Origin of the sequence: Jiangella gansuensis DSM 44835 (assembly GCF_000515395.1) — a bacterium.
Classification (GTDB): Bacteria; Actinomycetota; Actinomycetes; order Jiangellales; family Jiangellaceae; genus Jiangella; species Jiangella gansuensis.
Window position 1 is genome coordinate 65,334 of sequence record NZ_KI911782.1, and the last position, 26,362, is coordinate 91,695.

General features: G+C 70.8%; 20 protein-coding genes. 12 read left to right on the forward strand and 8 right to left on the reverse strand.

Annotated features, from left to right (window positions below; translation table 11 throughout):
• Positions 1–16: 16 nt before the first annotated feature.
• Positions 17–1,711, reverse strand: coding sequence for a glycoside hydrolase family 84 protein (locus JIAGA_RS26535; RefSeq protein WP_051425495.1), 1,695 nt, complete (start codon positions 1,709–1,711; stop codon positions 17–19).
• A 24-nt stretch (positions 1,712–1,735) separates the two neighbouring features.
• Here JIAGA_RS26535 and JIAGA_RS0100330 point away from each other — a divergent pair, with 24 nt between their 5' ends.
• Both JIAGA_RS0100330 and JIAGA_RS0100335 read left to right on the forward strand, forming a co-directional pair.
• Positions 1,736–3,568 (forward strand): MBL fold metallo-hydrolase, encoded by a 1,833-nt coding sequence (locus JIAGA_RS0100330; RefSeq protein WP_026874139.1) that lies wholly within the window; start codon positions 1,736–1,738, stop codon positions 3,566–3,568.
• A gap of 11 nt (positions 3,569–3,579) precedes the next feature.
• Positions 3,580–4,635, forward strand: a complete 1,056-nt coding sequence (locus JIAGA_RS0100335) for a LacI family DNA-binding transcriptional regulator (protein ID WP_211239449.1) — start codon at positions 3,580–3,582, stop codon at positions 4,633–4,635.
• Positions 4,636–4,662: 27 nt separating this feature from the next.
• On the opposite strand, the gene JIAGA_RS26540 is transcribed toward JIAGA_RS0100335, so the two are convergent.
• Positions 4,663–7,254, reverse strand: a complete 2,592-nt coding sequence (locus JIAGA_RS26540; protein ID WP_084470154.1) for a glycoside hydrolase family 38 N-terminal domain-containing protein — start codon at positions 7,252–7,254, stop codon at positions 4,663–4,665.
• A gap of 258 nt (positions 7,255–7,512) precedes the next feature.
• Between JIAGA_RS26540 and JIAGA_RS0100345 the strand changes: the two genes are divergently transcribed.
• The 7 genes from JIAGA_RS0100345 (at position 7,513) to JIAGA_RS26555 (ending at position 17,012) form a co-directional block, all read left to right on the forward strand.
• Positions 7,513–8,895, forward strand: a complete 1,383-nt coding sequence (locus JIAGA_RS0100345; protein WP_026874141.1) for an ABC transporter substrate-binding protein — start codon at positions 7,513–7,515, stop codon at positions 8,893–8,895.
• Positions 8,882–9,853, forward strand: coding sequence for a carbohydrate ABC transporter permease (locus JIAGA_RS0100350; protein ID WP_084469362.1), 972 nt, complete (start codon positions 8,882–8,884; stop codon positions 9,851–9,853). The genes JIAGA_RS0100345 and JIAGA_RS0100350 overlap by 14 nt, the downstream gene beginning before the upstream one ends.
• The gene (locus JIAGA_RS0100355; protein WP_084469363.1) at positions 9,850–10,770 is read left to right on the forward strand and encodes a carbohydrate ABC transporter permease; all 921 of its coding nucleotides are present in this window, start codon (positions 9,850–9,852) and stop codon (positions 10,768–10,770) included. The genes JIAGA_RS0100350 and JIAGA_RS0100355 overlap by 4 nt, the downstream gene beginning before the upstream one ends.
• 76 nt (positions 10,771–10,846) lie before the next feature.
• Positions 10,847–11,857: an ROK family protein gene (locus JIAGA_RS0100360; protein WP_051425497.1), complete on the forward strand. Its 1,011-nt coding sequence runs from the start codon at positions 10,847–10,849 to the stop codon at positions 11,855–11,857.
• Positions 11,850–12,470, forward strand: a complete 621-nt coding sequence (locus tag JIAGA_RS26545; protein WP_211239450.1) for a D-sedoheptulose-7-phosphate isomerase — start codon at positions 11,850–11,852, stop codon at positions 12,468–12,470. Before JIAGA_RS0100360 ends, JIAGA_RS26545 begins: the two co-directional genes overlap by 8 nt.
• Positions 12,467–15,070 (forward strand): alpha-mannosidase, encoded by a 2,604-nt coding sequence (locus JIAGA_RS26550; protein ID WP_051425498.1) that lies wholly within the window; start codon positions 12,467–12,469, stop codon positions 15,068–15,070. The genes JIAGA_RS26545 and JIAGA_RS26550 overlap by 4 nt, the downstream gene beginning before the upstream one ends.
• Positions 15,048–17,012: a YyaL domain-containing protein gene (locus JIAGA_RS26555; protein WP_051425499.1), complete on the forward strand. Its 1,965-nt coding sequence runs from the start codon at positions 15,048–15,050 to the stop codon at positions 17,010–17,012. Before JIAGA_RS26550 ends, JIAGA_RS26555 begins: the two co-directional genes overlap by 23 nt.
• Before the next feature lie 95 nt (positions 17,013–17,107).
• Here the strand turns inward: JIAGA_RS26555 and soxR are convergent, their stop codons facing one another.
• Positions 17,108–17,587, reverse strand: a complete 480-nt coding sequence (gene soxR, locus JIAGA_RS0100380) for a redox-sensitive transcriptional activator SoxR (protein ID WP_026874145.1) — start codon at positions 17,585–17,587, stop codon at positions 17,108–17,110.
• A gap of 92 nt (positions 17,588–17,679) precedes the next feature.
• On the opposite strand from soxR, the gene JIAGA_RS0100385 reads away from it, so the two are divergent.
• Positions 17,680–18,666 (forward strand): zinc-binding dehydrogenase, encoded by a 987-nt coding sequence (locus JIAGA_RS0100385; RefSeq protein ID WP_026874146.1) that lies wholly within the window; start codon positions 17,680–17,682, stop codon positions 18,664–18,666.
• Positions 18,667–18,684: 18 nt separating this feature from the next.
• Here JIAGA_RS0100385 and betC read toward each other — a convergent pair whose 3' ends face one another.
• Genes betC through JIAGA_RS0100405 form a run of 4 tightly spaced genes read right to left on the reverse strand, consistent with a single transcriptional unit; the run spans position 18,685 to position 22,960 of the window.
• Complete coding sequence (betC, locus tag JIAGA_RS26560; RefSeq protein WP_157552461.1) at positions 18,685–20,229, reverse strand: choline-sulfatase; 1,545 nt, start codon at positions 20,227–20,229, stop codon at positions 18,685–18,687.
• A gap of 35 nt (positions 20,230–20,264) precedes the next feature.
• Positions 20,265–21,278 carry an ABC transporter substrate-binding protein gene (locus tag JIAGA_RS26565; protein WP_051425500.1) on the reverse strand — a complete coding sequence of 338 codons (1,014 nt, stop codon included), beginning with the start codon at positions 21,276–21,278 and terminating at the stop codon, positions 20,265–20,267.
• A 48-nt stretch (positions 21,279–21,326) separates the two neighbouring features.
• Entirely contained in the window at positions 21,327–22,115 is a 789-nt protein-coding gene (locus tag JIAGA_RS0100400; protein WP_026874147.1) for an ABC transporter ATP-binding protein, read from the reverse strand.
• Positions 22,112–22,960, reverse strand: coding sequence for an ABC transporter permease (locus tag JIAGA_RS0100405; RefSeq protein ID WP_084469365.1), 849 nt, complete (start codon positions 22,958–22,960; stop codon positions 22,112–22,114). The genes JIAGA_RS0100400 and JIAGA_RS0100405 overlap by 4 nt, the downstream gene beginning before the upstream one ends.
• Positions 22,961–23,153: 193 nt before the next feature.
• On the opposite strand from JIAGA_RS0100405, the gene JIAGA_RS0100410 reads away from it, so the two are divergent.
• Positions 23,154–23,927 carry a GntR family transcriptional regulator gene (locus JIAGA_RS0100410; RefSeq protein ID WP_026874149.1) on the forward strand — a complete coding sequence of 258 codons (774 nt, stop codon included), beginning with the start codon at positions 23,154–23,156 and terminating at the stop codon, positions 23,925–23,927.
• A gap of 108 nt (positions 23,928–24,035) precedes the next feature.
• Here the strand turns inward: JIAGA_RS0100410 and JIAGA_RS26570 are convergent, their stop codons facing one another.
• Positions 24,036–25,289, reverse strand: a complete 1,254-nt coding sequence (locus tag JIAGA_RS26570; RefSeq protein WP_051425501.1) for a PP2C family protein-serine/threonine phosphatase — start codon at positions 25,287–25,289, stop codon at positions 24,036–24,038.
• 376 nt (positions 25,290–25,665) lie between these two features.
• Between JIAGA_RS26570 and JIAGA_RS32615 the strand changes: the two genes are divergently transcribed.
• Positions 25,666–26,343 (forward strand): hypothetical protein, encoded by a 678-nt coding sequence (locus tag JIAGA_RS32615; RefSeq protein ID WP_051425502.1) that lies wholly within the window; start codon positions 25,666–25,668, stop codon positions 26,341–26,343.
• The last annotated feature ends 19 nt before the right edge of the window (positions 26,344–26,362 follow it).

The following is a 26,362-nucleotide window of genomic DNA, read 5'->3' on the forward strand; positions in this document are numbered from 1 at the left end:
GCTCACGCCCACCTTTTCAGCGGGCGAGGACGGCGTGGACGAACGGCGGGACGACGGACCTCAGCACGTTGTGCTGCTCGTGCGACTCGGCTGCGGCGACGGCGTCCGCGGCGGCCGTGCGGGCGGCGGCGTCGCCGGGGGCCCTCAGAAGGTCCAGCGCGGCCAGGCCTGCTCGCCCCATGGCGGCCATCGCGACCAGCCAGGGCATGACCTCGGCCTCGAGCCGGTCCACCGGCTCCCGTTCACCGTCCGGCGCCGCGGCGACCATGACGCTGAACCGCTGCCGCAGGTGGTCCGCCGCCGACGCCGAGCCGGCGGACGCGTCGTCGATCAGGCCGGACAGCTCCGGGTCCTGTGGCGCTGACGGCGGCCAGGACGCACACGCGCGGGCCAGCGTCCGGACCGCGTCCGACGCGCCGACGGAGTCCAGCGCCCTGGCGTGCGCCGATGCCGGCTCGTACCCGTTCAGCCGCCAGGCCCAGTCCGCCACGGTCGCCACCGCGATCTCGGACGCGGCCTCGTGCGGCATCGGGTTGGCGGTGATGCCGGCGAACCGGGCACCGGACAGCTCGCCGGTGCGGCCGAGCAGTGGTCCGAGGAAGAGCCGCGGGAAGTCGAAGTCGTTCACCGGGAAGTTGTCCCAGAGCAGCAGCTCGTGGTCGTAGCTGCGGGCGGCGGCATCGATCTCGGCGCGGGTGATGTCGCCGACCACGATGTCGCGGCCGGTCCACCACACCAGGACCTCCGGCGGCAGCTCGGCGGCCAGCAGGTCGCGGTGCGGCGACGCCTCGGTGCCGGCGTAGTCGGTGGGCACCATGATCAGCGGGCGGTCGAGCCCGTGCGGGCGGAGGAACCGGTCGCTGACCTGCCGGCACACCGCGGCATGTGCGCGGGCCGACGAGCCCGGCGCGTCGCCGAACGCCTCCACGTCCGCGTCGTGCGAGAGCTCCGGCGGGATGTCGTCGAACAGCAGCGCGAAGTCGCGGACTCCGACCTGCCGTACCTGCTCCATCTTGGCCAGCAGGAGGTCGAGCTCGGCCGGGTCGCTGTAGACCATGGACAGCCCGGGCGAGATGGAGAAGACGAAGCGCACGTGGGACCGCTCGGCCGCGCGGACCAGTTCGGCCAGCCGCGCCAGCTCGGCCTCGGGGTACGGCGTGCGCCATTCCTTGCGGTGATAGGGATCGTCCTTGGGCGCGTAGACGTACGCGTTGAGCTTGTGCCGGCCGGCGAACGCGAGGTGGGCCAGCCGGTCGGTGTGCGACCACGGCGGACCGTAGAACCCCTCGATGGTGCCGCGCCAGGGCAGGTCGGGCCAGTCCTCGACGGTGGCCCGTGGCAGCACGCCGTCGGCGGCCAGGGACAGGAGGGTCTGCGCGCCGTAGAACGCGCCGGCCGGGTCGGTGCCGGTGATGGTCGCGGTCGAGCCCTCGACAGTGAGCCGGTAGCCCTCCGCCGGCCGGTCGCGTGGTTCGTCGCCAGTCGTGGCGCCGGGCTCGTCGGGTTCCAGCCGGACGACGACGAGCAGGGGCGCGGCGTCGCCGGCCGGGCCGGGCGGTACCAGTGCCGTGAGCGCTTCCGCGGCGGTCGCACAGGACGGCTCGGCGGTGACCTCGACGGAGCCGAAGCGGACGCCGTCGTCGGCGGCCTCGATGCGCTGCGGGCGGGGGATCAGTCGGGACGCGGGCGGGGTAGAAGACCCAGTCTGCATTGTGGGAACGATACCATCGGGCGCATGTCGTGGAGCGAGGTCGCCCCGGGCGTGTTCCGGATACGCGACACCTGCAATGTCTATGTCGTCCGGTCCGAGGGCACCCGCGAGGGCATCGCCATCGACTTCGGATCGGGCGCGGTGCTCGATGTCCTGCACGAACTGGGCATCGACCGCCTCACCGACGTCCTCATGACGCATCATCACCGCGACCAGGGGCAGGGGCTGCCGCGCGCGGTCGAGGCCGGCATCGCCGTCCATGTGCCGCCGGTCGAGCAGGACCTCTTCGCCCATGCCGACGAGATGTGGGCGTCCCGGCCGATCGCCAACGACTACAACCTGCGGCAGGACAAGTTCTCGCTCCTGGAGTCGGTGCCGGTCGCCGGCACGGTCCCGGAGTACCGCACCGGCCGCTACGGCGGCGTCGACGTGCACGTGCTGCCCACGCCCGGACACACCACCGGGTCGGTCACCTACGTCGTCCAGCGGTCCGGGACGCGGGTGGCCTTCACCGGCGACCTCGTCTACGCGCCGGGCAAGGTGTGGTCGCTGGCCGCGACGCAGTGGTCCTACACCGAGAACGAAGGGCCGGCCATGACGGTCCTGAGCTGCTATCAGCTCATGGACGAGCACCTGGACCTGCTGCTGCCGTCCCATGGCGAGCCGATGGACGACGCCCAGGGCGCGCTGTCGCTGCTGGCGGAGCGGATGCAGCGCTACGTCGACTCCCGCCGTCCGTACCCTTGGGACCTGCGCGGCCGGCTGGACTCGCCCTACATCTCCCTCACCGACCACCTGCTGCTGAACGTGACCAGCAATTCCGCGTCGTACATGCTGCTGTCCGAGACCGGCGCCGCGATGGTCATCGACTACGGCTACGACATGACCACCGGCCTGCCGGCGGGCATCGACCGGGCCGCCCGCCGGCCCTGGCTCGCATCCTTGCCGGCACTGCGACGCCGGTTCGGGGTACAGCGGGTCGAGGTGGCGCTGCCCACCCACTACCACGACGACCACGTGGCGGGGATCCCGCTGCTGCGGGAGGTCGAGGGCACGGAGGTCTGGGCGCCGTCGACGGTGGCGCCGATCCTGCGCGACCCGGAGCGCTACGACCTGCCGTGTCTCTGGTACGACCCCATCCCGGTGGACCGGGACCTGCCGGTCGGCGAGTCCTTCCGCTGGCACGAGTACGAGATCACGGTGCACGACCTGCCCGGGCACACGCTCTACCACGCCGGGTTCGAGTTCGTGGTCGACGGCGTGAAGGTCCTGGTGACCGGTGACCAGCAGGAGCACCTCGGCGTTCCCGGTCAACGCCGCGAGATCCTCAACTACCAGTACCGCAACCTGTTCCGGATCGAGGACTACCGACGCAGCGCCGAGTTGTACCGCAGGGTGGCGCCGGGCTTGATGGTCAGTGGTCACTGGGAGCCGCGCTGGGTCGACGACGCGTACCTGGACATGGTGACCGAGCTGGGCGAGGAGCTGGTCGAGATCCACCAGGACCTGTTGCCTCTGGACGAGCTGGACCTCGGCGCCGGTGGTGTCGCGGGCCGGATCGAGCCGTACCGCAGCCGGATCCCGGCCGGCGACGCCCAGACGTTCGAGGTGGCCGTCCGCAATCCGTTGCCGGACAAGGCGGACATCACCGTCCGCATGGTCCTGCCGTTAGGCTGGGCAGCGGATCCTGCCGAGCTGGTCCTGAGCGCCGACAGCGGCGAAGAGGTCACGGGAAGGGTTCGCATCAGGGCGGCCGGCGCGGCGCGGCGCCGGGCTCGGGTAGCGGCCGATGTCACGATCGGGCACCTGCGTCTCGGGCAGCACATGGAGGCGTTGGCCGACGTCGTCGAGCACTGACGGGGGTTGAGGTGGCGCTGGACGGTAGCGCGGGGGCGGCGTCCCCGGACGGGATGACGCGCCGGGCGACCATCAAGGACGTCGCCACGGCGGCCGGCGTCTCGCGGTCCACCGCGTCGCGCGCGCTCACCGGCCGGGGCTACGTCGCCACCGACGTCAAGGAACGCGTGCTGGCCGCGGCGAGGGACCTGCGCTACGTGCCCGACGCCACGGCTCGGTACCTCAAGCAGCAGGTGAGCCTCTCCATCGGCGTGCTGGTGTCCGACCTGCGCAACTCCTTTTACGCGCGGCTCGCCGCCGGAGCCGGTCAGGCCGCCCGGGCCCAGGGCTACAGCCTGGTGCTGGCCGAGGACGGCGGTTCGGCCGATGCCCAGGTCGAGGCCGCCGAGACGTTCGTGGCCACCCGGGTAGCCGGCGTGGTGGTCACCCCGGTGTCCGAGGACGTCACCACGTACCTGTCCCGCCACCGCATCCCCGTCGTCGAGGTCGACCGGCAGTTCGCCGCGGGGGTCTGCGACGCCGTCGTCGTCGACAACCAGAGCTCGTCCCAGCGGGTCATCGAGCATCTCCTCGGGCTGGGCCATCGACGCATCGCGCTGTTCATCGACGAGACGACCTGGACGACCGGCCGGGAACGGCACGCCGGTTACCAGGCCGCACTGGCGACGGCAGGTATCGCGCTCGATCCCGACCTCGTGGTCTCCTCCGGGTGGGACGTCGACGCCGCCCGGGCCGCGGCTACGGCACTGCTGGGTGACGAGAACCGGCCGACGGCCGTCTTCGCGGCCAACAACGTTCTCGCCGAAGGAGTCTGGCGGGCCGCCAACGACCTCGGGCTGGTCATCCCCGACGACGTCAGCCTGGTCTCGTTCGACGACGCGCCCTGGATGAGCCTGGTCACGCCCGGCCTCACCGCGGTGGCCCAGGACGAGGCCGCACTGGGCGAGACCGCGGTGCGGCGGCTCCTGGAGCGCATCGCCGAGCCGGCGGCCGCTCCGGTGACGGTTATGATGTCCACCAAGATCGTCCACCGAGACTCCACCCGCGCCATCCCGGGCCGCGCCTGAGCCGCGCCGCGGGTCAGCGGGTCGTGCTCAGCGCGAGCGGCGAAGCGCGACGTCGGTGACGGCGTGAGGTGCGAGCCGGAGCTCGAGTCCTGTGTCGGGGCCGATCGGCCGCCAGCCGCCCGGCTCCGCCCCCGAGTCCGCCCCCGACGCCTCGACTGCGTCCGCCGTCGCCCAGCCCAGCCGCACGGTCAGCGGTGCGTCCGACAGCGACCGCAACCGGGCGCGTACCGGGCCGTCCGCGCGGGCCGGCAGGAGGTCGACCAGCACGTCGTCGGCGGGGTCGACCAGGAGCCCGGCCGCGCCGGCCGGCTGCACGGGACCGGCGTACTGCCGCCCGACCAGCGGATGCAGCAGGTCGTCGCCGAAGCGCCGGACGGCCGCGGCGTCGTGTGGGCGCGGCGCGAACCGGTAGCGGAACGTCTGCGTCCCGCCTTGCGCGGCGCGGAAATTGGTGAAGTGCAGGTTGTTCATCAGCCAGCTGTTGACGTGGCCGGACGACGCATCCAGCGTGCGCGCCCACAAGCCGGTCCGGAAGGCGCCCAACTGCACCAGCGGTGCGTCGTAGGAGCCCCACAGCACGGCGCTGCCCGACCCCGCCGTCGCCGGTGCCACACCCACCGCGTGCTGGATTGCGTACCAGTCGCGGCTGGTGTCGGGCAGCTGCTCGTGCTCGGCGACGAACGCGGCGCCGGCGGTCTCGACCAGGAACCGGGGGTCGGCGACGGCGAACGGGAACGTCACGAAAATGCTCTCGGGCTCGAACGACTCCGCCTTGCGCACGGTCACGTCCAGGTCGATGACGTCCGACGACGGGTACAGGCGCAGCGTCGACTCGGTGTCCACGCCGCCGACCTGGCCGGACCACGTCAGCGCCACGAAGCCGGCGCCGTGAGACATGCCCGCCGGTGACGGCGACGTGGCCGCCGTCCGCTCGAATGCCGGCCCGGGGAAGTCGGGGTGGAAGTCCCGCGGCCTGATGCGGAACGGATGGTCGGAGTCGGCCGGTATCGTCTCGGCCACCAGCGCGCCCAGTGGGAACGGACCGTCCGGGTCGACGAGCTCGCGACCGGTGCGCCGGTCGACCAGGCTGGTCACGCCGCCGCGTGCGGGGTCGACGGTGACGGCGAACTCCGGTGTCTCGAGCGTGTTGCCGCTCCCGCCGTCGACGGGTTCAGCCGGCAGCTCCACCGTGGTCACCCCGAACGGCTCGACGTCCGCGGCGACGACGGCCCGACCGCCTCCGGCGACGTCGACGAGCACCGGATCCGTGCGCCGCCGCGCGGTCGGGTTCACCAGCACGATCGACGACCCGCCGAGGCAGGTGCGGTCGGTACCGAGGCCGGTCCGGTGCATCGCGGGCTCGCCGTCGGAGCCACTGGCCAGCAGCCGGAACAGGCCCTCCACGGCGACGTCGCGGGCGAGGTCGTAGGCGCCGTAGGCGAATCCCGCCTTCGCGTTCCAGTGCGAGGCGGTGTAGGTGCTCTCGGGGTTGGAGAAGCTCTCCCAGGAACCCCAGGTGTGCTCGCCGAACAGCCAGAGCAGCCGGTCCACGTCGGCGAGATCGGCGGCCAGCTCGGCGCGGGAGCGCAGCCGCACCGGGCCACGTGAATGCCCGAGCACGGACGCCAGGTCCACCGCGCCGTCGCCGCGCAGGTCGGCGAGCGCGTGCATGACCTCGCCGGTCAGCTGGTGGCTGCGGACCAGCCGGTGCACCGACAGCTCACGCGCGGTGGATCCGTGCCCGTGCGACCACCAGTCGGCCCACTCGCCGCGCACCACCGGCACGTCGACGCCGTCCGCCGCCACCCGTTCCAGCCGGTCCAGCGCCTCGTCCATGGTGGCCAGGCGCATGGGCCGGTCCGGGTGTTCGGAGTTCCAATGCGACATGAGGGGCAGGAACTCCAGCGTGGGCCAGCGGTTGTCGTTGGCCGCGTGCACGACGGCGACGTCGAACGGGTAGTCGTCGCGTTCGTCCAGGTCGTCGACCAGCGCCCGCACGCGCTTCGCGGCGAGCCGGACGTCGCCGTCGATGATGCCCCACTCCTCGCCGATCCCGTAGTGGGTGCTCAGGAACACGAAGATGCGTGCGCCGTCCGGACCTTCCCACCAGAACCCGCTGGGCTGGGTGAACGGTGCCCGGCCGTGGTCGGGGTTGAGTGCCATGACCAGCCGGGTGATGCCGTGGCGTCGCATCGCCGGCACCGTGCCCCATGGCAGCCCGTTGACGTCCCCGTGCTGTTCGGTGCGGATCGGGATGCCCGCCTCGACCAGCGGCGTGAGCGCCTCGTACGTCCGCTCGATCTCCTGCTCGCCGGGCAACTGGGTCATGTTCAGGTACCCGCCGGTGACGGCGATGCGCCCGTCGTCCACCAGCCGCCGCAGGCGCTCGACGTCGGCGGGGTCGGCGTGCCGGACGAACTCGACGACCGGCCGGCTCACCTCGAACGTCCAACGCAGCGCGGCGGGCCCGTCGGATGCCGTCGCGTCGCACAGGTCCAGAACCCGGCGGACGATGTCGCGGTGCTGCCGGTCGATGAGCCGCGGGCTGTCGGTGTAGCCGACGTCGTGGTGGGTGTGCGGGACGAGCAGGACCTCGGCGATGCGGGGGCGCGACGGCACGATGGACACTCCGTTGTGGGAACGATCTCGGCATCCGAGCCAAACATGTGCTTCCACTAGGCGTCAAGGGTCAGTCCCGGTGACGTGCCTGGACCGCGGAAATCGGTTCCCGGCGGCTACTTCCGGGGTTGACGCGCCATCCGGACAGTTGCCATGATGCCGGTGCATGGTGGGATCGATCCCACCCATTCCATCGATCATCCACGTGGCGGCTCGTCGCCGCTGCCAGAAATCGACGTACGAACAGGGAGCGCAACGATGCGGAGACCCCCCGTCCTGCCGGTGGCCATCGTCGGAGCGGCCGCGCTGGCCTTGACCGCCTGTGGCGGCGTCGGCAGCGGAAGCTCCGACGGCGACGGCGACAACGCCCAGTCCGGCGACCTGTCGGCCGAGCCCAGCGGCTCCATCACCACGATCGGCTTCGCCCTGCCCGACGAGATCGCCACGGTCCGGGTCGAGACGTTCGAGGAGATGTATCCGGACGTCGACGTCAACATCAACGAGGGCGGCTTCGACGAGCAGCAGTTCCTGTCGTCCGTCGCCAGCGGCAACCCGTCCGAGCTGGTGTACATCCCCGGCGACCAGGTGGGCGCGTTCGCCGCCCGCGGCGCGATCCAGCCGCTGGACGAGTGCATCGAGCAGCGCGACATCGACCTCGAGCAGTACCGGCCGAACGTGCTGGACCTGGTGCAGTACGACGGCTCCACCTACGCGATCCCGGAGTTCTACAACACCCCGGTGCTGATCGTGAACAACACCGTGCTCGCCGAGGCCGGGCTGACGCCGGAGGACATCGCCATCGCCGACCAGCAGAGCCTGCTCGCGGCGGCCCAGGCGATGACCGTCCGCAACGGCAGCACGTACGAGCGCATCGGTATCCACCTGCGCCTGCCTGACCTCACCCCCTTCTACGGCGTCGTCGACGGCAACCCGTGGGTGGCCGCGGCCGACGACTTCCGGCTCGACGACCCCGCCACGGCCGCCACCATGGAGCGGCTGAAGGCGGTCCAGGACGCGCAGGGCGGGCACACCGCGCTCAAGGACTTCGAGAACACCTGGGACCTGTTCGGTGAGGGCAACCCGTTCGCGCAGAACCAGGTCGGCGCCATGGTCATCGAACAGTGGTACGTCAACGTCCTGGCCAACACCTCCCCGGACGTCGACATCACGGTCCTGCCGATCACCGACGTCAACGGCGACACCGTCACCTGGGCCACCTCCAACGCGTGGGCCATCCCGAAGGACGCGGACAACACGGCCACGGCGTGCGAGTTCATGAAGATCATGACCGCGCCGGACACCTGGGCCGCGGCGGCGCAGGAGCGCATCGAGCTGCGGCAGGACGAGGGCAAGGCGTTCACCGGCATCTACACCGCCAACGAGGCCGCCGACGACCAGGTCTTCGGTGAGCTGTACACGCCTGGCACCGGGGCGAACCAGAAGTGGGACGACGCCGTCCAGGCCGTGCTGGAAGCCCAGGCCGACGCCTGGGTGATGCCCGCGAACCCGATCGGGGCCCAGTTCAAGGCCGCGTGGCTGGAAGCCTCCAACCGCATCCTCGCCGGGACGCAGGACGCACCCAGCGCCCTGGCCGACGCCCAGGACAGGGTCGAGCAGGCGCTCGCCGATGTCGGCGACTGACGTCCGTGTACCGCCGGTGGCGCCGCCGATGACCCGGCGGCGCCGCTGGCGGGCGGCCTGGCGGCGGCCCGAGACGCGATGGGCCTACCTGTTCCTGCTGCCGTGGATCGTGGGCTTCCTGGTGTTCACGGCCGGGCCGATGCTGGCCAGCCTGGTGCTGTCCTTCACCGACTACGACGTCATCAACCCGGCGACGTACGTCGGCGGTGAGAACTACCAGCGGATGGTCGAGGACCCGCGGGTCCGCACCGCCCTGTTCAACACCCTGCTCTACACCGTTGTCCACGTGCCGGTGTCCATCGCGATCGCCCTGGCGCTGGCGGTGCTGCTCAACCAGATCGGCGGCCGGTTCGCGGGGTTCTTCCGTACCGTGTTCTACCTGCCGGCCATGACGCCCACCGTCGCGGTCGGCGTGTTGTTCCTGCTGCTGCTGAACGGTCAGAACGGCCTGGTCAACGCACTTCTGGGGCTGTTCGGGATCGACGGCCCGGCATGGACGACGGACCCGGCCTGGGTGCGCTGGGGCATCATCGTCATGAGCCTGTGGACCATCGGCGGCACCATCGTCATCCTGTTCGCCGCGCTCAAGAACGTGCCGACGGACCTCTACGAGGCCGCGCGCATCGACGGCGCCGGTGCGTGGCGGCAGTTCCGCGAGGTCACCGTCCCGATGATCTCCGGGTCCCTGTTCTTCGTGACCATCGTGAACACCATCGCCTCGCTGCAGATGTTCACCGAGGTCTACACGATGTTCTACGGGAACGCCCAGAGCCAGTTGCAGGCGTCGGACAGCGCGCTGTTCTACGTGATCTATCTGTTCCAGCAGGGCTTCCAGTTCCTCCAGATGGGGTACGCATCGGCATTGGCATGGGGGCTGTTCGTCATCGTTTTGATCGTCACGCTGGTGCAGGTCAAGGTCGGCGACAGGTTCGTCTACTACGAGGGGGACGACCGATGACCCAGGTGGTCCAGGTCGAACCGGCTCGCGAGGAGCCCAGCGGAGCCGGGCCGGGGAGCCGGCGTCCGCGGGCCGGCGCGTCGCCGGTGCGTCGTGTGGTGCGCACCGGGTTCATCGTCACCGCGGTGGCCATCGTGGCGGCCACGTTCACCTATCCACTGCTGTGGCTGATCAGCGCGTCGCTCAAGCCGCGGTACCAGGTGTTCGACAACGTGCTGATCCCGCGGGAGGTGCAGCCGGAGAACTACACCGGCCTGGTGGACACCGTCCCGTTCCTCACCTGGTTCGGCAACTCGATGCTGGTCGGGGTGATGGCCGCGCTGACGGTCACGTTGAGCAGCGCGCTGGTCGCCTTCGGGTTCGCGTACTTCCGCTTCCCCGGCCGGAACGTGCTCTTCATGCTGGTGCTGGGCACCATGATGTTGCCGGCCGCGGTGACGATGATCCCGACGTTCCTCATCTGGCAGGAGCTCGGGCTGTCGCAGACGCAGGTGCCGCTGTGGGCGCACAACGTGTTCGCCTCGGCGTTCTACATCTTCCTCATGCGGCAGTTCTTCCTCAGCCTGCCGCGCGACACGTTCGAGGCCGCCCGCGTGGACGGCTGCGGGTACTTCGGTCTGTTCTGGCGGATCGCAATGCCGCTGTGCAGGCCAGCGCTGATCGTGGTGTTCATCTTCGAGTTCCGGGCCAGCTGGACCGACCTCATCCGGCCGCTGATCTATCTGCAGGACGAGGCGCTCTACACACTCCCGCGCGGCCTGAAGGCGGTGCTGGACGCGTTCGGACAGGGCGGTGAACAGCGCTGGGAGATCGTGATGGCGGCCTCGGTGTTGGCGACGATCCCGCTGATCATCTTGTTCTTCTGCGCGCAACGCTACTTCGTCGAAGGCATCGCCACGCAGGGGCGCAAGGGGTGAACAGACGGACACCGCTCTCGGGAATTCCGAGTGGCCGGGAGAACGGTCCCAGACGGGACGGGGAAGAGCAGGGCGGATGAACGAGGCAACGCGGGCACACGCGACACGGGGCGCCGGTGGCGCCGACCCCGCCGTGCTGGCACTGGACATCGGCGGCACCAAGCTGGCCGTCGGGGTCGTGACGACGGACGGCCGGGTGCACGCTCTGACCGTCGAGCCGACCCGGCGCTGGGAGGGGCCGGACGCCGTCATCGCTCGGCTGTTCGACATGGGGCACCGCGCCGTCGAGGCGGCCGGACTGGACCGGCCCGTCAGCGCGGTGGGCATCTCCTGCGGAGGGCCGCTGGACAGCGCCACCGGCGTCCTCATCTCGCCGCCGCACCTGCCGGGTTGGCTCGATGTGCCGCTCGGTGAGATGACGCGGACGGAGTTCGGCGTCCCCGCGTTCCTGGAGAACGACGCCACCGCGGCGGCGTTGGGCGAGCACCGGTTCGGCGCCGCCCGCGGCACCACCACGATGATCTACCTGACCATCTCCACCGGGGTGGGCGGCGGTGCGGTCATCGGCGGCTCGCTGCACCGCGGCGCGGCCGGCAATGGCGGCGAGCTGGGCCACGTCATGGTCCGGCCCGGCGGACGGACCTGCTCCTGCGGGCGGCGTGGCTGCCTGGAGGCGTACGTGTCCGGAACCAACATCGCGGCCCGCGCGTCCGAGGGCATCAGAGCCGGCCGGACGACGAGCCTGGCCGCGGTCGATCCCCTGACCGCCGCCGAGGTCGCTGCGGCCGCCACCGCCGGCGATGCCTACGCGCGCGAGGTCTGGGACGAGACCACCGACGTGCTGGGCCAGGCGGTCACCGACCTGGTCAACGTGTTCGAGCCGGACCTGGTGGTGCTCGGCGGCGGCGTCACGCGCTCCGGCGCGATGCTGCTGGACCCGGTCGCGGAAGCTGTGGCCCGCGATGCGATGCCGCCCGCGGCCAAGGCCGCGCGAGTGGTGCTGGCCGGCCTCGGGGACGTGGTGTGTGTGGTGGGTGCCGGGGTGGTCGCCTTGGACGCCCTGACGACGGAGGTGGAGCATGCCTGACCAGACGACCGACGTGGTGGCCGGCGTCCTCGATCAGCACCTGGCGGACCACGTCGCGGTCGCCGGGGCGATGCGCGAACTCGTACCGCTGGTACGAGAAATCGGTAGCCTGATCTGCGAGAGGTTCGCCTCCGGCGGCGTGCTCTACACCTTCGGCAACGGTGGCAGCGCCGCCGACGCCCAGCATTTCACCGGGGAGTTGATCGGGCACTACAAGCGCGACCGCCGGCCGCTGCCCGCCGTCACGCTCACCACTGACCCGACCGTCATGACCTGCATCGCCAACGACTATTCCTACGACGATGTCTTCGCCCGCCAGGTCACCGCGCTGGCCCGCCCGGGTGATGTCGTCGCGGCTTTCACCACCAGCGGCCGCTCGCCCAACGTCGTCGCCGGCCTGGCCGCGGCGCGGGCGAAGGGCGCGACGACGGTGTTGTTCGCCGGTGGCGACGGCGGACCGGCGGCGCGACACGCCGACCACGCGCTGCTGGTGCCGTCCACGCAGACCCCGCGCATCCAGGAGATGCACACGCTGTCGCTGCACCTGATCAGCGAGATGGCCGACACCTGGGCCGCCGCCACCGAGAGCACACCGGAGGAGCCGACCGCATGACCGCCGAACCGACGACCGAGGGCTACCGGCCCCTCGCCGCCCGGAAGCGAACCCTGCACATGGTGGGCAACGCCCACCTCGACCCGGTGTGGTTGTGGCCGTGGCAGGAGGGCTACCAGGAGGCCCGCGCGACGTTCTGGTCGGCCATCCACCGCATGGAGGAGTACCCGGACTTCGTCTTCACCTGCGACCAGGTGGTGCTCCTGTCATGGGTCGAGGAGCAGGACCCAGCCCTGTTCGAGGAGATCCGCAAGCGGGTCGCCGAGGGCCGCTGGGTGATGACGGGTGGCTGGTGGGTCGAGCCCGACTGCAACATGCCCGGTGGCGAGTCGTTCGTCCGGCAGGGCCTGTACGGGCAGCGGTACCTGCACGAACGCTTCGGGGTCATCGCCACCGTCGGCATGAACGTCGACCCGTTCGGGCACAACGTCATGCTGCCGGCCATCCTGCGCGGCCAGCGGATGGACTCCTACACGTTCCTGCGTCCCGGCCCGCACGAGAGCGATCTCGACGGCACCGCGTTCTGGTGGGAGGCGCCCGACGGCAGCCGGGTGCTGGCCTACCGCATCCCGTTCGAGTACTGCAGCCCGCCCGGCGACGTCGCGCACCAGACCGAGAAGTCGCTGGGCCAGCTGGACCGTTCGCTCGGCGACCTCATGATCTTCTATGGGGTGGGCAACCACGGCGGCGGACCGACCAAGGCCAACATCGAGTCGATTCACCGCCACGACCAGCGCGGCTCCTACGGAAGGCTGATCATGTCCTCGCCGCGGCGCTACTTCGACGAGTTGATGGCCCGGCGCGGCCCGGACGGTATGGAGGAACTGCCGGTCTGGCGCGATGACCTGCAGCACCACGCCTCCGGCTGCTACTCCGCGCACTCCGGCATCAAGCAGTGGGTGCGCCGCGCCCAGGCCGCGCTGCTGTCCGCGGAACGATGGGCCGCCGTCGGCTCGGTCACCCACGACCTGGCCTACCCCCGCGACGAGCTCGGCCACGCCTGGAAGCAGCTGTTGTTCAACCAGTTCCACGACGTGCTCCCCGGCTCGGCCATCGAGCCTGGGTACGACGACGCCCGCGACCAGCTCGGTGAGGCGGTGGCCATCGCCAAGCGCATCATCACCCGGGTGCAGAACGTCATCGCCCGCGACGTGGAGGTACGGTTCGAGGACGGCACGCAGCCGGTGCTGGTCTTCAACCCGCACCCGTGGCCGGTCACCACCGACGTCGAGCTGCAGTACGGCGTGCAGCCGTCCGGCGTGCACGTCGTGGACGCGGAAGGCCGGCTGACACCGTCGCAGCCCACCCAGTCGGTGGCCACCACCAACGACAAGGGCCGCGGCGCCGTCGTCTTCCGCGCCGAGCTTCCGCCCCTGGGATACCGGCTCTACCGGCTGCGCCCCGGGCTGGTCCCGCTCGAGCCCGCTGCGTGGAGCAGTGACGCTCCCGGTGGGCTGTCGGCGTCGGAGACGGTGCTCGAGAACGACGTGTTGCGGGCCGAGTTCGACCCGGCGACCGGGTGGCTGTCCAGCCTGCTCGACAAGCGCACCGGGGTTGACGTCGTGGCCGGCGCGGCCGGCGAGCACACCCAGGTCAGCGAGGACCCCACCGACACCTGGGGGCACGGCGTCGTCTCCTACGCCTGGCCCGGTGAGGCCATGCGCACGACCCGGATGGTGCTGCGCGAGAGCGGCCCCGAGCGCGCCCGGCTGCGGGTCGAGCGGTCCTGGGGCCGCTCCACACTGGTCGAGGAGTTCATTCTGCGGCAGGGTGCCGACGAGCTAGAGGTGCGGGCCACCGTCGACTGGCGCGAGCAGGCGCATCTGCTGAAGCTGCGTTTCCCGGTGGCGCTGACCGACCCGGAGGCCACGTACGAGATCCCGTTCGGCACGATTGCGCGTCCGGTCGACGGTGCCGAGGAACCGGGCCAGTCGTGGGTCGACCTGACGGGCGGTATGGAGGGGTCGGCCGGCGCGGCCGGTGCTCGTGCCGGGCTCGCCGTGGTCAACAACGCCAAGCATGGCTACGACGTCTCTCCCGCCGACGGCTCGGTGTCGCCGAGCATCGGTATCACCGCGGTGCGCAGCCCCGTCTACTCCTGGCACGACCCACGGCTGCTCGACCCCGACGGCTTCTACTCCTTCCAGGACCAGGGCGTGCAGCGGTTCAGCTACCTGCTGGTGCCGCACGCCGGCGACTGGCGGTCGGCCGAGCTGAGCCGTCGCGCCGCCGTGCTCGGGTCCGCGCCGCGCGCCATGCTGGAGAGCTTCCACGAGGGCCGGCTGCCCGCGGCGGACAGCTTCGTCGCCGACGGTTCCGGGCAGGTCATGGTGACGGCGGTGAAGGGCTGGGAGGACGGCGACGCTTCGGCACCCGAGCTCATCGTCCGCGCGGTCGAGACCACCGGAGCACCGGCGAGCGCCCGCATCGAACTGCCGGTTCTGGGCCGCGTGCTGGAGGCGGACTTCGGCCCGAGCCAGCTGCGCACATTCCGGGTGCCGCGCGACGCCTCGCGACCGGTCGTCGAGGTCGACCTGCTGGAATGGGACGTCGACGGCGAACCGTCGGTGCCGAGCGATGACGACGTCGACGCAGGCTGATCCGGCGCCGGCACCGGACGGAACGCCGCCCGTGCTGCGCGTGGAGGTTCTGGACGCCGATGGCGTCGTCGTCGGGACGGCGGAGCTGGACGGTGGGCACGACCTGTCGGCCCAGGTCGTCGCCGGGCCGCTGCGCATCGAGGCCGAGGCCGGTTCCGCGGCCGGCCGGGCCGGTGCGGTGGTGGACCTGGTGCTCGATGTGGTCAACGCCGGTGACGATCCGTTCACCGGGCATCTGCGGCTGGTGGCCGACGTCGCCGGTGCGGCAGAGCCGTGGTGGCTGATCCCCGGCCTGTTCTACGGAGAGAACCGGCCGGAGGCGTGCGAGCGGCTGTTCCCGCGCTTCGCGCCCGGCGCCGACGACCCCGACGGCATGGTCAGCGACCACTGGTCGTTCCGGTCCGACCGGGCCGCAACCCCCGCGGTCTTCGCCTGGGGACAGCGCGACGGCGTCGTGGTCGCGGTCGCGGAGCTGTCGGAGTGCGGCCCCACCGGCGTCGGGTACTCCCACTTCGGTTCCGTGGCCAGCGCACATGTGGTGTTCCCGTTCCGGGAGGCACCGGTCACGTATTACGGATCGCCGCGGCCGCGGCCGGCGGAGGTCGCGCGGTTCACTTGGCAGCCCGGCGAGCCGGTCACGCTGCGCGCGTCGGTGGGCCGGCTGCCCGCCGACCGGCACGCCTATGCGCCGGTGCTGCGTGCGATCCACGACCGGAACCGGGCCCTGCACCCGGTGGAGCCGTGGCTTCCGGTCGCGCAGGCGGCGGACATCGCGGCCGAAGGGCTGGTGCGCTGGCACTACGACCCCGACCCGGGTGTGCTGCTCGAGACCGTCGGGTTCGACCGCGAGGTCACCGGCGGCGACGGCCGCCCGGTCGACCGGCAGGCCATGCACGTCGGCTGGGTGAGCGGCATCCCGTGGGCGTACGCGCTGCTGGCTCACGGGCGACGGGTGGGGAACGCGGCCGAGGTGGCCGCGGCGTCACACGTCGTGGACTTCATCTGCGGCAACCTGTCGCCGTCCGGAACCTTCTGGGGTCGCTGGGAGCGGGCGAGTGGCTGGACGCAGAGCTGGACGCCGGTGCGCGGCGGACTGCACGCGCGCACCCTCGGTGAGGCAACCCTGTTCCTGCTGCGGGCGCTCGAGCTGGTGGCGCCGGACGAGCACCCGGACTGGGTGGCCGCCGCGCGCTCCAACCTCGACGTCGTCCGGGACCGGCAGCGTGCCGACGGCAACCTCGGATCCGTCCACCACGCCGTCGACGGCACCGTACTGTCCTGGGCGGGCGCGTCCGGGCTGACCTGGATCTCCGCGTTCTGTGAGGCGGCGGCGTGGGACTCCGACGGCGAGTACCTGGCGGCGGCGGTGCGGGCCGGCGAGTACTACGCGCGGTTCGTGGAGCGGGAGTTCATCCACGGCGCGCCGGAGGACGTCGACCTCGCGCCCACGTCCGAGGACGGGTACGCCGCCGTCATGGCGTACGTCGCCCTGCACCGGCGTACCGGGTCGCCGCGCTGGCTGGACCTGGCTCGCCGGGCCGCCGACTGGATGCTCACGTTCCGCTACACCTACAACGTGAAATTCGCGCCGCGGTCCCAGCTGGGCGTGTACGGGTTCGCCAGCCGGGGCGCCGACCAGGCCTCTCCGTCCAACCAGCACCTGCACGCGTACGGGCTGGTGTGCACGCGGGAGCTGACAGAGCTGTCGGCCGCCACCGGCGACCCGCACTACCGCGAACGGGCCGAGGAGGCGCTGGCGTGCTTCCGCCAGCTGATCGCCAGCAAGGACGGCGAGGTGAACTCCTACCGCGGGATGATCACCGAGCGGTACTACCAGACCTCGTGCTTCCAGCCGAAGGGCATGCTGCTGACCCTGTCGCACGCGTGGAGCGCCGGCGTCCTGCTGCTCGCCTGCGAACAGTCGCTGGCCGCTCCGAAATGATCACGTTCGGCATGGGTGTACCCGCGAAACCATGAATGCTTGCCTGGTGGAGCGGGAGGACGCCTGTTGGTGGCCCTCCGGGCTGACGTCACCCGTCACGACGCGCATTCGGGCCCGATGTCGTCCTCGATGAGCCGGCGAGGTCCGGGGCCGTGCTCCCCCAACGCGTCGCGCGAGTTGGCCAGCGCGCAGCAGCTGAGCGACAGACAGCCGCATCCGATGCAGTCGGTGAAGTCGTCGCGCAGCTGCTGCAGTCGCTTGATGCGTTCGTCGAGGTCGGTGCGCCACTGCAGGGACAGCCGCTCCCAGTCCGCCTGGTCCGGCGTGCGCCCGTCCGGCAGGCTCGACAACGCGTCCGCGATCTCGGCCAGCGGGATGCCCACGCGCTGAGCGATCCGGATCAGGGCCACCTGGCGCAGCGTCGCCCGCCGGTAGCGGCGCTGGTTTCCGGACGTACGGCGGGATGCGATGAGCCCTTGGCGCTCGTAGAAGTGCAGGGCCGACACGGCGACGCCGCTGCGCCGGGACAGTTCTCCCACGGTCAGTTCGGACTTGTTCCACGCCACGGTCTCCATCGCGTCGTCTCCCGGCGGTTGACCTCAACAATGATTGAGGTTCTAGCGTAGCCGGTGCCCCGCGAGACCGTCACCCCCTAGGAGCTGCACCGATGCACGCCATCCGACTGCACGAGTTCGGCCCGGCACAGAACCTCCGCTACGAACAGGCACCCGATCCGTCGCCCGGACCCGGCCGGGTACTGGTGGCCGTGGAGGCCAGCGGCGTGCATCTGATCGACACCGCGCTGCGCGCCGGGACCACGGGCGGCGGTCCGATCCCGGTGCCGGAGCTGCCGATGATCCCCGGTCGTGAGGTCGCCGGGACCGTCCGCGCCGTCGGGTCCGACGTCGACGCCGCCTGGTTGGGACGGCGCGTGGTGGTCCACCTGGGGCTTGCCAGCGGCGGGTACGCGCGGCTCGCCGTCGCTTCGGCCGACGCCGTGCACGTCCTGCCGGACGGCTTGGCGCCGGACGTCGCCGTCGCGATGATCGGAACCGGCCGGACCGCGGTTGCCGTACTCGACGTCGCCGCGCTCACCGCCGGAGACGTCGTCGTGGTCACTGCCGCGGCGGGCGGCCTGGGCAGCTTGTTCGTGCAGGCGGCGCGGCATGCTGGAGCCGTCGTCGTCGGGACCGCCGGCGGCGCGGACAAGGTGGCGCGGGTCCGGCAACTCGGCGCCACCCACGCCGTCGACTACCGGAAGGGCAGCTGGCCGGACGAGGTCCGCGCGGCGCTCGGCGACCGGGAGGTGAGCGTGGTGCTCGACGGTGTCGGTGGCGTGCTGGGACGGGCCGCGATGGACCTGCTGGGGGTGGGCGGCAGGCTCGTGATGTTCGGCTGGTCGTCCGGGGAACTGCTGCCGTTCACCTCGAATGACCTGGTCGACCGTGGCCTGACCGCCACCTGGGCCATCGGCCGGCGTGTCGTCAGCCGTGGTCCGGGCGCGCTGCGTGAGCTGGAGGCCCGGGCCCTGGCGGAGGCGGCGGCCGGCCGGTTGGTTCCTGTCGTGCACCGGTTCCCACTGGCCGACGCCGCCGCGGCCCACGTCGCGCTGGAGAACCGGAACACCGTCGGCAAGGTCGTCCTCGTCCCCTGAGCGAACCGCGGCTGGCGTTCAGAACCCGAACAGCGGATCCCAGGGATCGTCGTCGGCGCCACGGATCCACTGCCGGGCGGCGTCGGTGTCCGGCTGGTGATCCCAGGAGTGGTGCCGGCCGTGGGCCATCGCCTCGCCGAGGAATGCCCGGATCCGCTGGCTGCGTACCACCGTTCGGTGCGCCTCCTCGGGATCCCACGACCGTGACATGTCCGCCCGCATCCGCGCCGACACCTCGGCGTAGGCCGGATCGTCGACGACGTTGTGCCGCTCGCCCGGGTCGTGGCCCAGGTCATAGAGCTGGTCCTGCAGGTCCGGCGCCCGGACGAGCTTGTGCCGGCCGCGTACGACTGCTCGCACCGGCGCGATGGTGCCCTCCGCGTAGTTCTCCAGCACGACGTCCGGGTGCTCGGCGTCCTGCCCGGCCAGGAGCGGCGCGACGCTGGCGCCGTCGAACGCCTCGCCCACGCACGCCGGAACCGATGTCCCGGCCAGGTCGGCGAGCGTGGGATGGATGTCGACCAGCGACACCGGCACATCCACCCGATGCCCAGGGCGGACCCCGGGGCCGGCCGCGATCAACGGCACGCGCACCGACCACTCGCGCAGTGTGCGTTTGAAGAACATGTCGTTCTCGCCGAGCTGGTCACCGTGATCGCTGGTGAAGATCACGACCGTGTTGTCGGCCAGGTCGAGCCGGGTCAGCTCCGCGGCGAGCTGCCCGACGACGTCGTCGACGTAGCTGATCATCGCGTAGTAGCCGCGGCGGGCACGGTAGACCTGTTCGTCGGTGACGTCGTGCAGATCGACCCCGTGGAACGCGTTGACCCACACGTCCAGCGGATGCGCCTCGCGGGGGCCGGACCGGTCTGGCAGCCGGATCTGCCGGCCCTCGTAACGGTCCCAGTACTCCTGCGGCGCCGCGTACGGATCGTGCGGCTGAGTCATGGACGTCACCAGCAGCCACGGTTCGTCATGGCGCGGTCCGGTGTCCATGGCCAGCTCCCGCAGCCGCTGCAGCGTGCGGAACCGAACTTCCTCGTCGTAGTGCATCTGGTAGGTCCATGGCTGCGGGCCGGACCGGTTGAGGATGTCGACGTACTCCCGCCCGCCGCTGCGCTGCTTGCCGGACAACCGCGGCGGGTCGCCGAGCGTCTCCCAGGGCCGGGTCCAGGTGAGATCGGCCGGGAAGATGTCGGTGGTGAGCCGCTCCTCGAAGCCATGCAGTTGGTCCGGGCCGACGAAGTGCATCTTTCCGGCGAGGATGGTGCGGTACCCGGCCCGGCGCAGCGTGTGCGCGAACGTCGGGACCGAGGCCGGGAACTCCTCGGCATTGTCGTTGCACGGTACGGCGCTGGGCAGCCGCCCGGTCATCATGGCCGCCCGCGACGGCACGCACAGCGGCGAGTTCGCGTACGCGTTCTCGAACACGACACCGCGGTCGGCGAGAGCGTCGAGGTGTGGCGTGAGCACGTCGTCGTTGCCGTACGCGCCCAGCCCGAACGCCGTCAGCTGGTCGACCATGACGATGAGCACGTTCGGGCTCGTCGGCTGCCCAGTCACGTGGGTGGTTCTCCTTGTCTCGGTGAGCGTTGGGGTCAGGAGCCGACCGCGTCGGTGAAGATCGAGGTGTCGAAGAACTCATCCGGCTCGACGAACTCCGGTAGCGCGCCGATATCCACGAAGACCTGCTCCATCCGGCCGACCCAGTCCAGCGCGGTGCCGTCCTCGTAGAGGCCGGCCCACTCGTCGTTGGTGAACGTCTGCGTCTTGCCGTAGATCTCGACACACGTCTCGGCGTCCATGAACTCCTCCAGGCGCGGGCAGGCCTCGGCCAGCGCGGCCTCCTGGTCGGTCATGAGGTCCTCGTTCGAGCGCAGCCACACCTCCGCCAGCCGCCCGAGAGTCTCCTTGTTGTCGGCGTAGAAGTCGTTGTTGGCCACCCAGCCACCGGCGATGGCGGCGTCCTCGTAGTCGGCCGAGGTCGCGATGAGGTTCGCGTCCGGCAGCTGCTCCTCGACCTGGGTGTCGAACGGTGCCCACAGTGCGGCAGCGCCGATGCCGCCGGTGACGAACGTGTTGGCCACGGCGGGCATATCGAGGTTGACGATCTCGACGTCCTCGGCCGGGACGCCCTCTGCCTCGAGCGCGACATGCAGCAGCAGGTGTGCTGCCGAGCCGGTCGTCGTCGCGACCTCCGTGCCGGCGAGGTCGGAGACCGACTCGATTCCGGAGCCCGGTGCCGCCCAGATCTGCTGGATGTCAGCTTCGAGATTGTTCAGCAGGAACAGCTTGCCCTGGCCGCGGGCCGGGAAGTTCGCCACGACGGCGCCCATGACGCCGACGTCGATGCTGCCGCCGGTCAGCGCGTTGGACAGGGAGATCCCGGTCTGGAACGGCGTCAGCTCCACCTCGATGTCGTTCTCGGCGAAGTAGCCGCGTTCGTCGGCGAGCAGCAGGTTCATGGCCGGTGCCGGGCCCGGGATGTAGCCGATCCGCACGGTGGCAGGGCCTCCCGCGGCGGTGTCGCCACCGTCGTCGCCGCCACAGGCAGTCAGCATCAGGCTGAGTGCGGCGATGCCGGCAATGGCCGCAGACGTCGTCGTCCGCATGATTATCTCCTTGGGTGTCAGGGTGTGGTGGGGCCGCTGCCCCGCGGATCAATGCGCCGACGAGCGCAGCAGGGTCTCGATGCGCCGGCGCAGCTGGACGAACTCCGGGTCGGTCTTGATCTCGTGCGTGCGCCGCTCACCCCAGGGGACGTCGACGATCTCTTGCACGGTGGCCGGCCGGGCACTCATGACCACGACCCGATCAGCCAGGAAGATGGCCTCCTCGACCTGGTGCGTCACGAAGAGCACCGTGCGACGTTCGCGCTGGTTGATGTCGACCAGGGCTTCCTGCATCTGTTCCCGGGTCTGCGCGTCCAGGGCGGCGAACGGCTCGTCCATGAGCAGGATCTCGGGATCGACGGCGTAGGCGCGGGCGATCGCGACCCGCTGGCGCATGCCGCCGGAGAGCGTCTTGGGCAGCGCGTCGGCGAAGTCGTTGAGGCCCATCATGTCGAGGTAGCGCTCGGTGATGCGGGTGCGCTCCTGCTTTGAGCCGCGCCATGCCCGCAGCCGAGTGCCGAAGTCGATGTTCTTCCGGACGCTGAGCCACGGGAAGATGGCGTACTCCTGGAAGACCACACACCGTGACGGCCCGGGCCCGCGCACCGGTTCTCCGTTGACCAGGATCTCGCCGTCGTCCGGTTCGACGAAGCCGGCGATGGCGTTGAGCAGGGTGCTCTTACCCGAGCCGCTGGGACCGACAACGGCGACGAACTCACCATCGGCGATCTGGAGGTCGACGTCGTGAAGCACGCGGACGGCCTTCTCACCGGTGCCGAAGCTCTTGCCGACCTCGCGAACCGAGAGCCCGCTCCGGGTGGTGGTGTGCTGCGTCATCGAGTCCCCCTGTCCTGCCACCGGACGACGTAGGCGGAGAGCATGCGGATGCCCATGTCCATGACCAGGGCCGAGATCCCGATCAGCACGATCCCGGCGTAGACGGTGGGGATGTCGAGGAAGTTGCTCGCGTTCTGGATCACCGCGCCGAGGCCCTGCTGCGCGGCGACCAGCTCGGCCGCCACCAGGGATGCCCAGCCGATGCCCAGCGAGACCCGCGCGGCCGTCATGATGTGCGGGATCGAGAGCGGGAAGACCACCTTGGTGAGGACCTCGAACCGGGTGGCCCCAAGTGTTTGAGCAGCCCGCACGTACTTCTCGTCCAGCGACGCCACGCCCTCGTAGACGATGACGATGGTGGCGAAGAAGGCCGCCCACACCAGCACGATGCCGCGGGACAGCTCGCCGATGCCGAAATAGACGATGACGAGCGGCACCAGCGCGATCGGCGGCAGCGCACGCAGGAAGTTCACCAGCGGGTTGAACATCGCCCGGGCGACGCCGAACCAGCCCAGCACGAACCCGATCGGCGTGGCGATGGCCAGGCCCAGACCGACACCGACGAGCACGCGCCGGAAGCTGATCAGCAGGTCGTCGAGCAGGCCGTTGCCGAGCCCGTCGACGATGACCCTGCCGACCTCGACCGGGGTGGGCAGCAGGCCCTCACCGAAGACCTCGCCGACGGCCATGAGCTGCCAGGCCACGATGACGATGGCGAACCCGGCGGTGCCGAGGCTCAGCCGCCCCAGCGCCTGGGCGACGCCGGGGCGGCCGGAACCAGGCCGGCGCGCCGGCCTGCTGCGGATGCGGCTGGGCCGGTCCACCCGGGTGTCGACCCCCGTCATGCCGCGGTCCTGTGTCGGGGAGCGGTGGTGACCATGGGCGCTCCTTAATGATCGGACTAATAGATGGATAAAGGCCGGAGAAAGATGCGAACTTTTTACGCCTGCTTGGTCCTGTCGTCAAGCTCAGCGCGGACACTTGCCTGGGTGAAAGATCGGCTATATGGTTCGACTATTGACGGAAGGATCATTGCTCATGGCTGCGCTGAGCTCGGACGACACGGCCCGACGACCCCGGGTCGACACGGTGACGACCAGATTGCGCGTGCTGATAGACGAGCAACGGGCCCGCGGTTTTCACCGGTTGCCCCCGGAGAAGGAGCTCAGCGAGCAGCTCGGTACGTCACGGGGCACCCTGCGCGAGGCTCTGGCGACGCTCGAGGCCGCCGGTGAGATCGAGCGGCGCCGACGGGTCGGCACGCTGATCACGACGCCGCAGAAGATCACCCTGGACCACGCCGTCGCCTACCCGATCGACTACATCTGCTCGGTCTCCGACATCCTGGGCGGCGCCGGTACCACGTACGCCGTGCGCGAGGTCAGCGTCCGGCGCGAGGCCGCGGACGACGCCGACGCGCCCCTGCTCGGGCTGCGGCCGGGTGCCCCGGTGTTCCGGGTGTGCCGCTCCTACGAGGTCGACGGCGCCGCGGCGGCGCTGGTCGAGCACACACTGCCGACGGAACTCAACGGCCACGACGTGCGCATCAACTCGCTCACCGACGGTGTCACCACGTTCTTCCGCGACGTCGAGCACATCCCATTGGTGCGCAGCGACCATGCTGTCACCGCCATCGCCGCGACCGGGGAGCTTGCCGCCGAACTGGACGTGACGCCGGGCGCGCCGCTGCTGGTGGTGCACTGTCGCCTCTACACCGACGGCGACCGCATCATCGCCCTCGGACGGCTCGTCTTCCGCCCTGACTCGCTCTACCTCACCGCCAGCGCCTATCCCCGCTCCCTGGCGAAATGATCACGTGAAGGATGGGTCTTGCCGCTCCACCAGGAATGCTTGCCTGCTGAAGCGAGAAGACCCCTGGTGCTGCGCCGATCGACGGCCGGGCGGGCGGCGCGCTCGGCGTCAGTGGGCGCCGTCGACGCAGCGGAGGCCCGGGAAGCCGTCGTCCTGTGTCTGCTCGCCGGAGGCGCGGTCGCGGTGTGCCTGGCAGGCCTCGCGGCGCAGGGTCTCCACCACCTGGACGGCCGAGTCGAGATCGTCGGCGGAGATGGTGGCGCCGATCTGTTCCCGGAACACCTCCGGCAGTGCGTCCACGGGAAGGTCACCAGGGATCTCGTGCAGCTCGGAGAGGTGGATCGGGCCCAACTCCTGGCTCACCCCCTGGTACACGGCCACCTGGCCACCGCTGCTGCCGATGTAGTACTGCTCGCGCACCCAGTCGTTGGCCAGGGTCAGCGCGGTCCAGCCCATGGCGGCGACGACGCCGACCGCGATAACCGGGCGCAGCCAGGACCGTCGACGTGGTGGCTGCGGGGCGTACCGGGCGGTCTCGGGGTCGTCATCGGGTACGTCGACCTCGGGGTGGCTCTCCGTCACGGCGCCGACCATGAACACCTGTGCGGTGTCGTCGACCGGCCGGTGTCCGTCGTCGACGGGGACGAACTCACCGAGCACGACAGTGACGTTGTCCGGCGCGCCGCTGTCCAGCGCCAAAGCGATCAGCCGGTCAGCGGCGTCGGCGATGGAATCCGGCTGCGTCAGCGCCTGCTGGATCTCCGCGTTTCCGACGACGTCGGACAACCCGTCACTGCAGATCAGAAACCGGTCGCCGGCATGGACGTCGATGAGCGAGAAGTCCGGCTGGATGGGCCACTGCCCTTGCAAGACCTTGGTGACCACGGAGCGCGCCGGGTGCTCGCGGGCGTCCTCGGCGGTGATCCGGCCGTCGTCGACCAGCGACTGGACGAACGTGTGGTCACGGGTGATCTGGGTCAGGACGCCGTCGCGCAGCAGGTAGGCGCGCGAGTCTCCGATGTGCCCGAGCGCGAGCTGGTTGCCGTCCCACAGCAGCGACGTCGAGGTGGTGCCCATGCCGGCTCGTGCGGGGTCGGCGAGAGCGAGCTCGTTGATGCGCTCGTTGGCGGCCACGACGGCGGCGGAGAGCGTGTCGATCGGACTTGCGTCGTCGTGGGACGGCGGATGGTCGGCGTGGCCGAGTTCGTCGATGGCAGCCTTGCTGGCTACCTCGCCGGCCGCGTGCCCGCCCATGCCGTCGGCTACTGCGAGAAGGTACGGCCCGGCGTAGCCGGAATCCTCGTTCCCCTCCCGCAGGAGACCGACATCTGAGCGCGCCACGTAGCGCAGCGTCAACGGCATCGATTACTCCCGCACTATCGAGGCACGGCGGGCTCCGGGCGCGCCCACCGCGTCGCCTCCCCCCAACGAGTCGATCACAGCGGATCGTAACGGCGTTGGCCCGCTGATGGAGGAGGCGCCCCGTGAACGCGGGCGGATATGTCGTCGCGTCCGGGCGTTCGAGTGCCGCCCTGCGGTTGCGGTGAGGGCGTGGCCGCGGCTGCGTGGTGACGGCGGGTGTTGTCCACAGGCTGCACGGATTTGACGAGTTGTCCACATTCGGGTTCTGGGCGGGTGCGCCGCAGAATTCGCCGGGCAACGATGGCAGGGCGCCGGCCGCGGAGGCCGGGCCGAGGCCTCAACGGTCTCGTTCGTTCGGCCCGAAAGGAACTCATCCATGCACGTCACCAAGGTTTCCGTGGCTGCCGGTGTGCTGAGTGCGGCGGCGTTGCTCGCTGCGGCTGGAGCCGGTGCGGCGCCCGCCATGGCCGGGGTGCACACGACGTCGCAGGTCGAGTCGCCGACGGCGGTGGCAGTCGGTGGTGAGCTGCCTGTCGGTACGCCGCCGAGCGGCGTGAACGCTGCGGCCGGGGCCACCGTTGTCGAGCCGACGGTTCCGCGGGAGAGTTCCTGTGGCCGGGTCCCGCCGGCACGACATCGCGAGTGGCTCGACGGCTTCCGCATCCGGTGGCTGCCGCCCGGCCTCGGGCCGTTGGTGTCCGACTTCGAGTACGAGTGGGACGACGTCGGCTTCGCCTCGCGGGTCTGGGAGACCGGTCCGGATGAGGACGGCGCCTACGGCGTTGATCTGCAGGTCACGGTGATGCGCAGCGCCACCCTCACCGACACGGCGGCGTTGCATGCGTTCCTCACCGAGTACCACGAGCGCGATCCCGGCGACTGGACGCCTGAGCCGTTCCAGCACCCCGACGGTCCCGGGTTCCGCACGGGAACCGAGCTCTTCTGGCTGGCCGAGCCGGGCGTCGCGGTCCGGGTACATGGTGACGGCCAGCGGTTCAGCTCCGACGACCTGACCCGGACGGCGTGCGACGTGCGACAGGTGCGGGCCGGATGAAAGCCGCCGCCCCGGGCGC

What these genes read in the sequence shown, in the direction of transcription:
- JIAGA_RS26535 (WP_051425495.1), bottom strand. Translation starts at nt 1,711, where the DNA reads ATGCAGACTGGGTCTTCTACCCCGCCCGCGTCCCGACTGATCCCCCGC.
- JIAGA_RS0100330 (WP_026874139.1), top strand. Translation starts at nt 1,736, where the DNA reads ATGTCGTGGAGCGAGGTCGCCCCGGGCGTGTTCCGGATACGCGACACC.
- JIAGA_RS0100345 (WP_026874141.1), top strand. Translation starts at nt 7,513, where the DNA reads ATGCGGAGACCCCCCGTCCTGCCGGTGGCCATCGTCGGAGCGGCCGCG.
- JIAGA_RS0100350 (WP_084469362.1), top strand. Translation starts at nt 8,882, where the DNA reads ATGTCGGCGACTGACGTCCGTGTACCGCCGGTGGCGCCGCCGATGACC.
- JIAGA_RS0100355 (WP_084469363.1), top strand. Translation starts at nt 9,850, where the DNA reads ATGACCCAGGTGGTCCAGGTCGAACCGGCTCGCGAGGAGCCCAGCGGA.
- JIAGA_RS0100360 (WP_051425497.1), top strand. Translation starts at nt 10,847, where the DNA reads ATGAACGAGGCAACGCGGGCACACGCGACACGGGGCGCCGGTGGCGCC.
- JIAGA_RS26545 (WP_211239450.1), top strand. Translation starts at nt 11,850, where the DNA reads ATGCCTGACCAGACGACCGACGTGGTGGCCGGCGTCCTCGATCAGCAC.
- JIAGA_RS26550 (WP_051425498.1), top strand. Translation starts at nt 12,467, where the DNA reads ATGACCGCCGAACCGACGACCGAGGGCTACCGGCCCCTCGCCGCCCGG.
- JIAGA_RS26555 (WP_051425499.1), top strand. Translation starts at nt 15,048, where the DNA reads ATGACGACGTCGACGCAGGCTGATCCGGCGCCGGCACCGGACGGAACG.
- soxR (WP_026874145.1), bottom strand. Translation starts at nt 17,587, where the DNA reads ATGGAGACCGTGGCGTGGAACAAGTCCGAACTGACCGTGGGAGAACTG.
- JIAGA_RS0100385 (WP_026874146.1), top strand. Translation starts at nt 17,680, where the DNA reads ATGCACGCCATCCGACTGCACGAGTTCGGCCCGGCACAGAACCTCCGC.
- JIAGA_RS26565 (WP_051425500.1), bottom strand. Translation starts at nt 21,278, where the DNA reads ATGCGGACGACGACGTCTGCGGCCATTGCCGGCATCGCCGCACTCAGC.
- JIAGA_RS0100400 (WP_026874147.1), bottom strand. Translation starts at nt 22,115, where the DNA reads ATGACGCAGCACACCACCACCCGGAGCGGGCTCTCGGTTCGCGAGGTC.
- JIAGA_RS0100405 (WP_084469365.1), bottom strand. Translation starts at nt 22,960, where the DNA reads ATGACGGGGGTCGACACCCGGGTGGACCGGCCCAGCCGCATCCGCAGC.
- JIAGA_RS0100410 (WP_026874149.1), top strand. Translation starts at nt 23,154, where the DNA reads ATGGCTGCGCTGAGCTCGGACGACACGGCCCGACGACCCCGGGTCGAC.
- JIAGA_RS26570 (WP_051425501.1), bottom strand. Translation starts at nt 25,289, where the DNA reads ATGCCGTTGACGCTGCGCTACGTGGCGCGCTCAGATGTCGGTCTCCTG.
- JIAGA_RS32615 (WP_051425502.1), top strand. Translation starts at nt 25,666, where the DNA reads ATGCACGTCACCAAGGTTTCCGTGGCTGCCGGTGTGCTGAGTGCGGCG.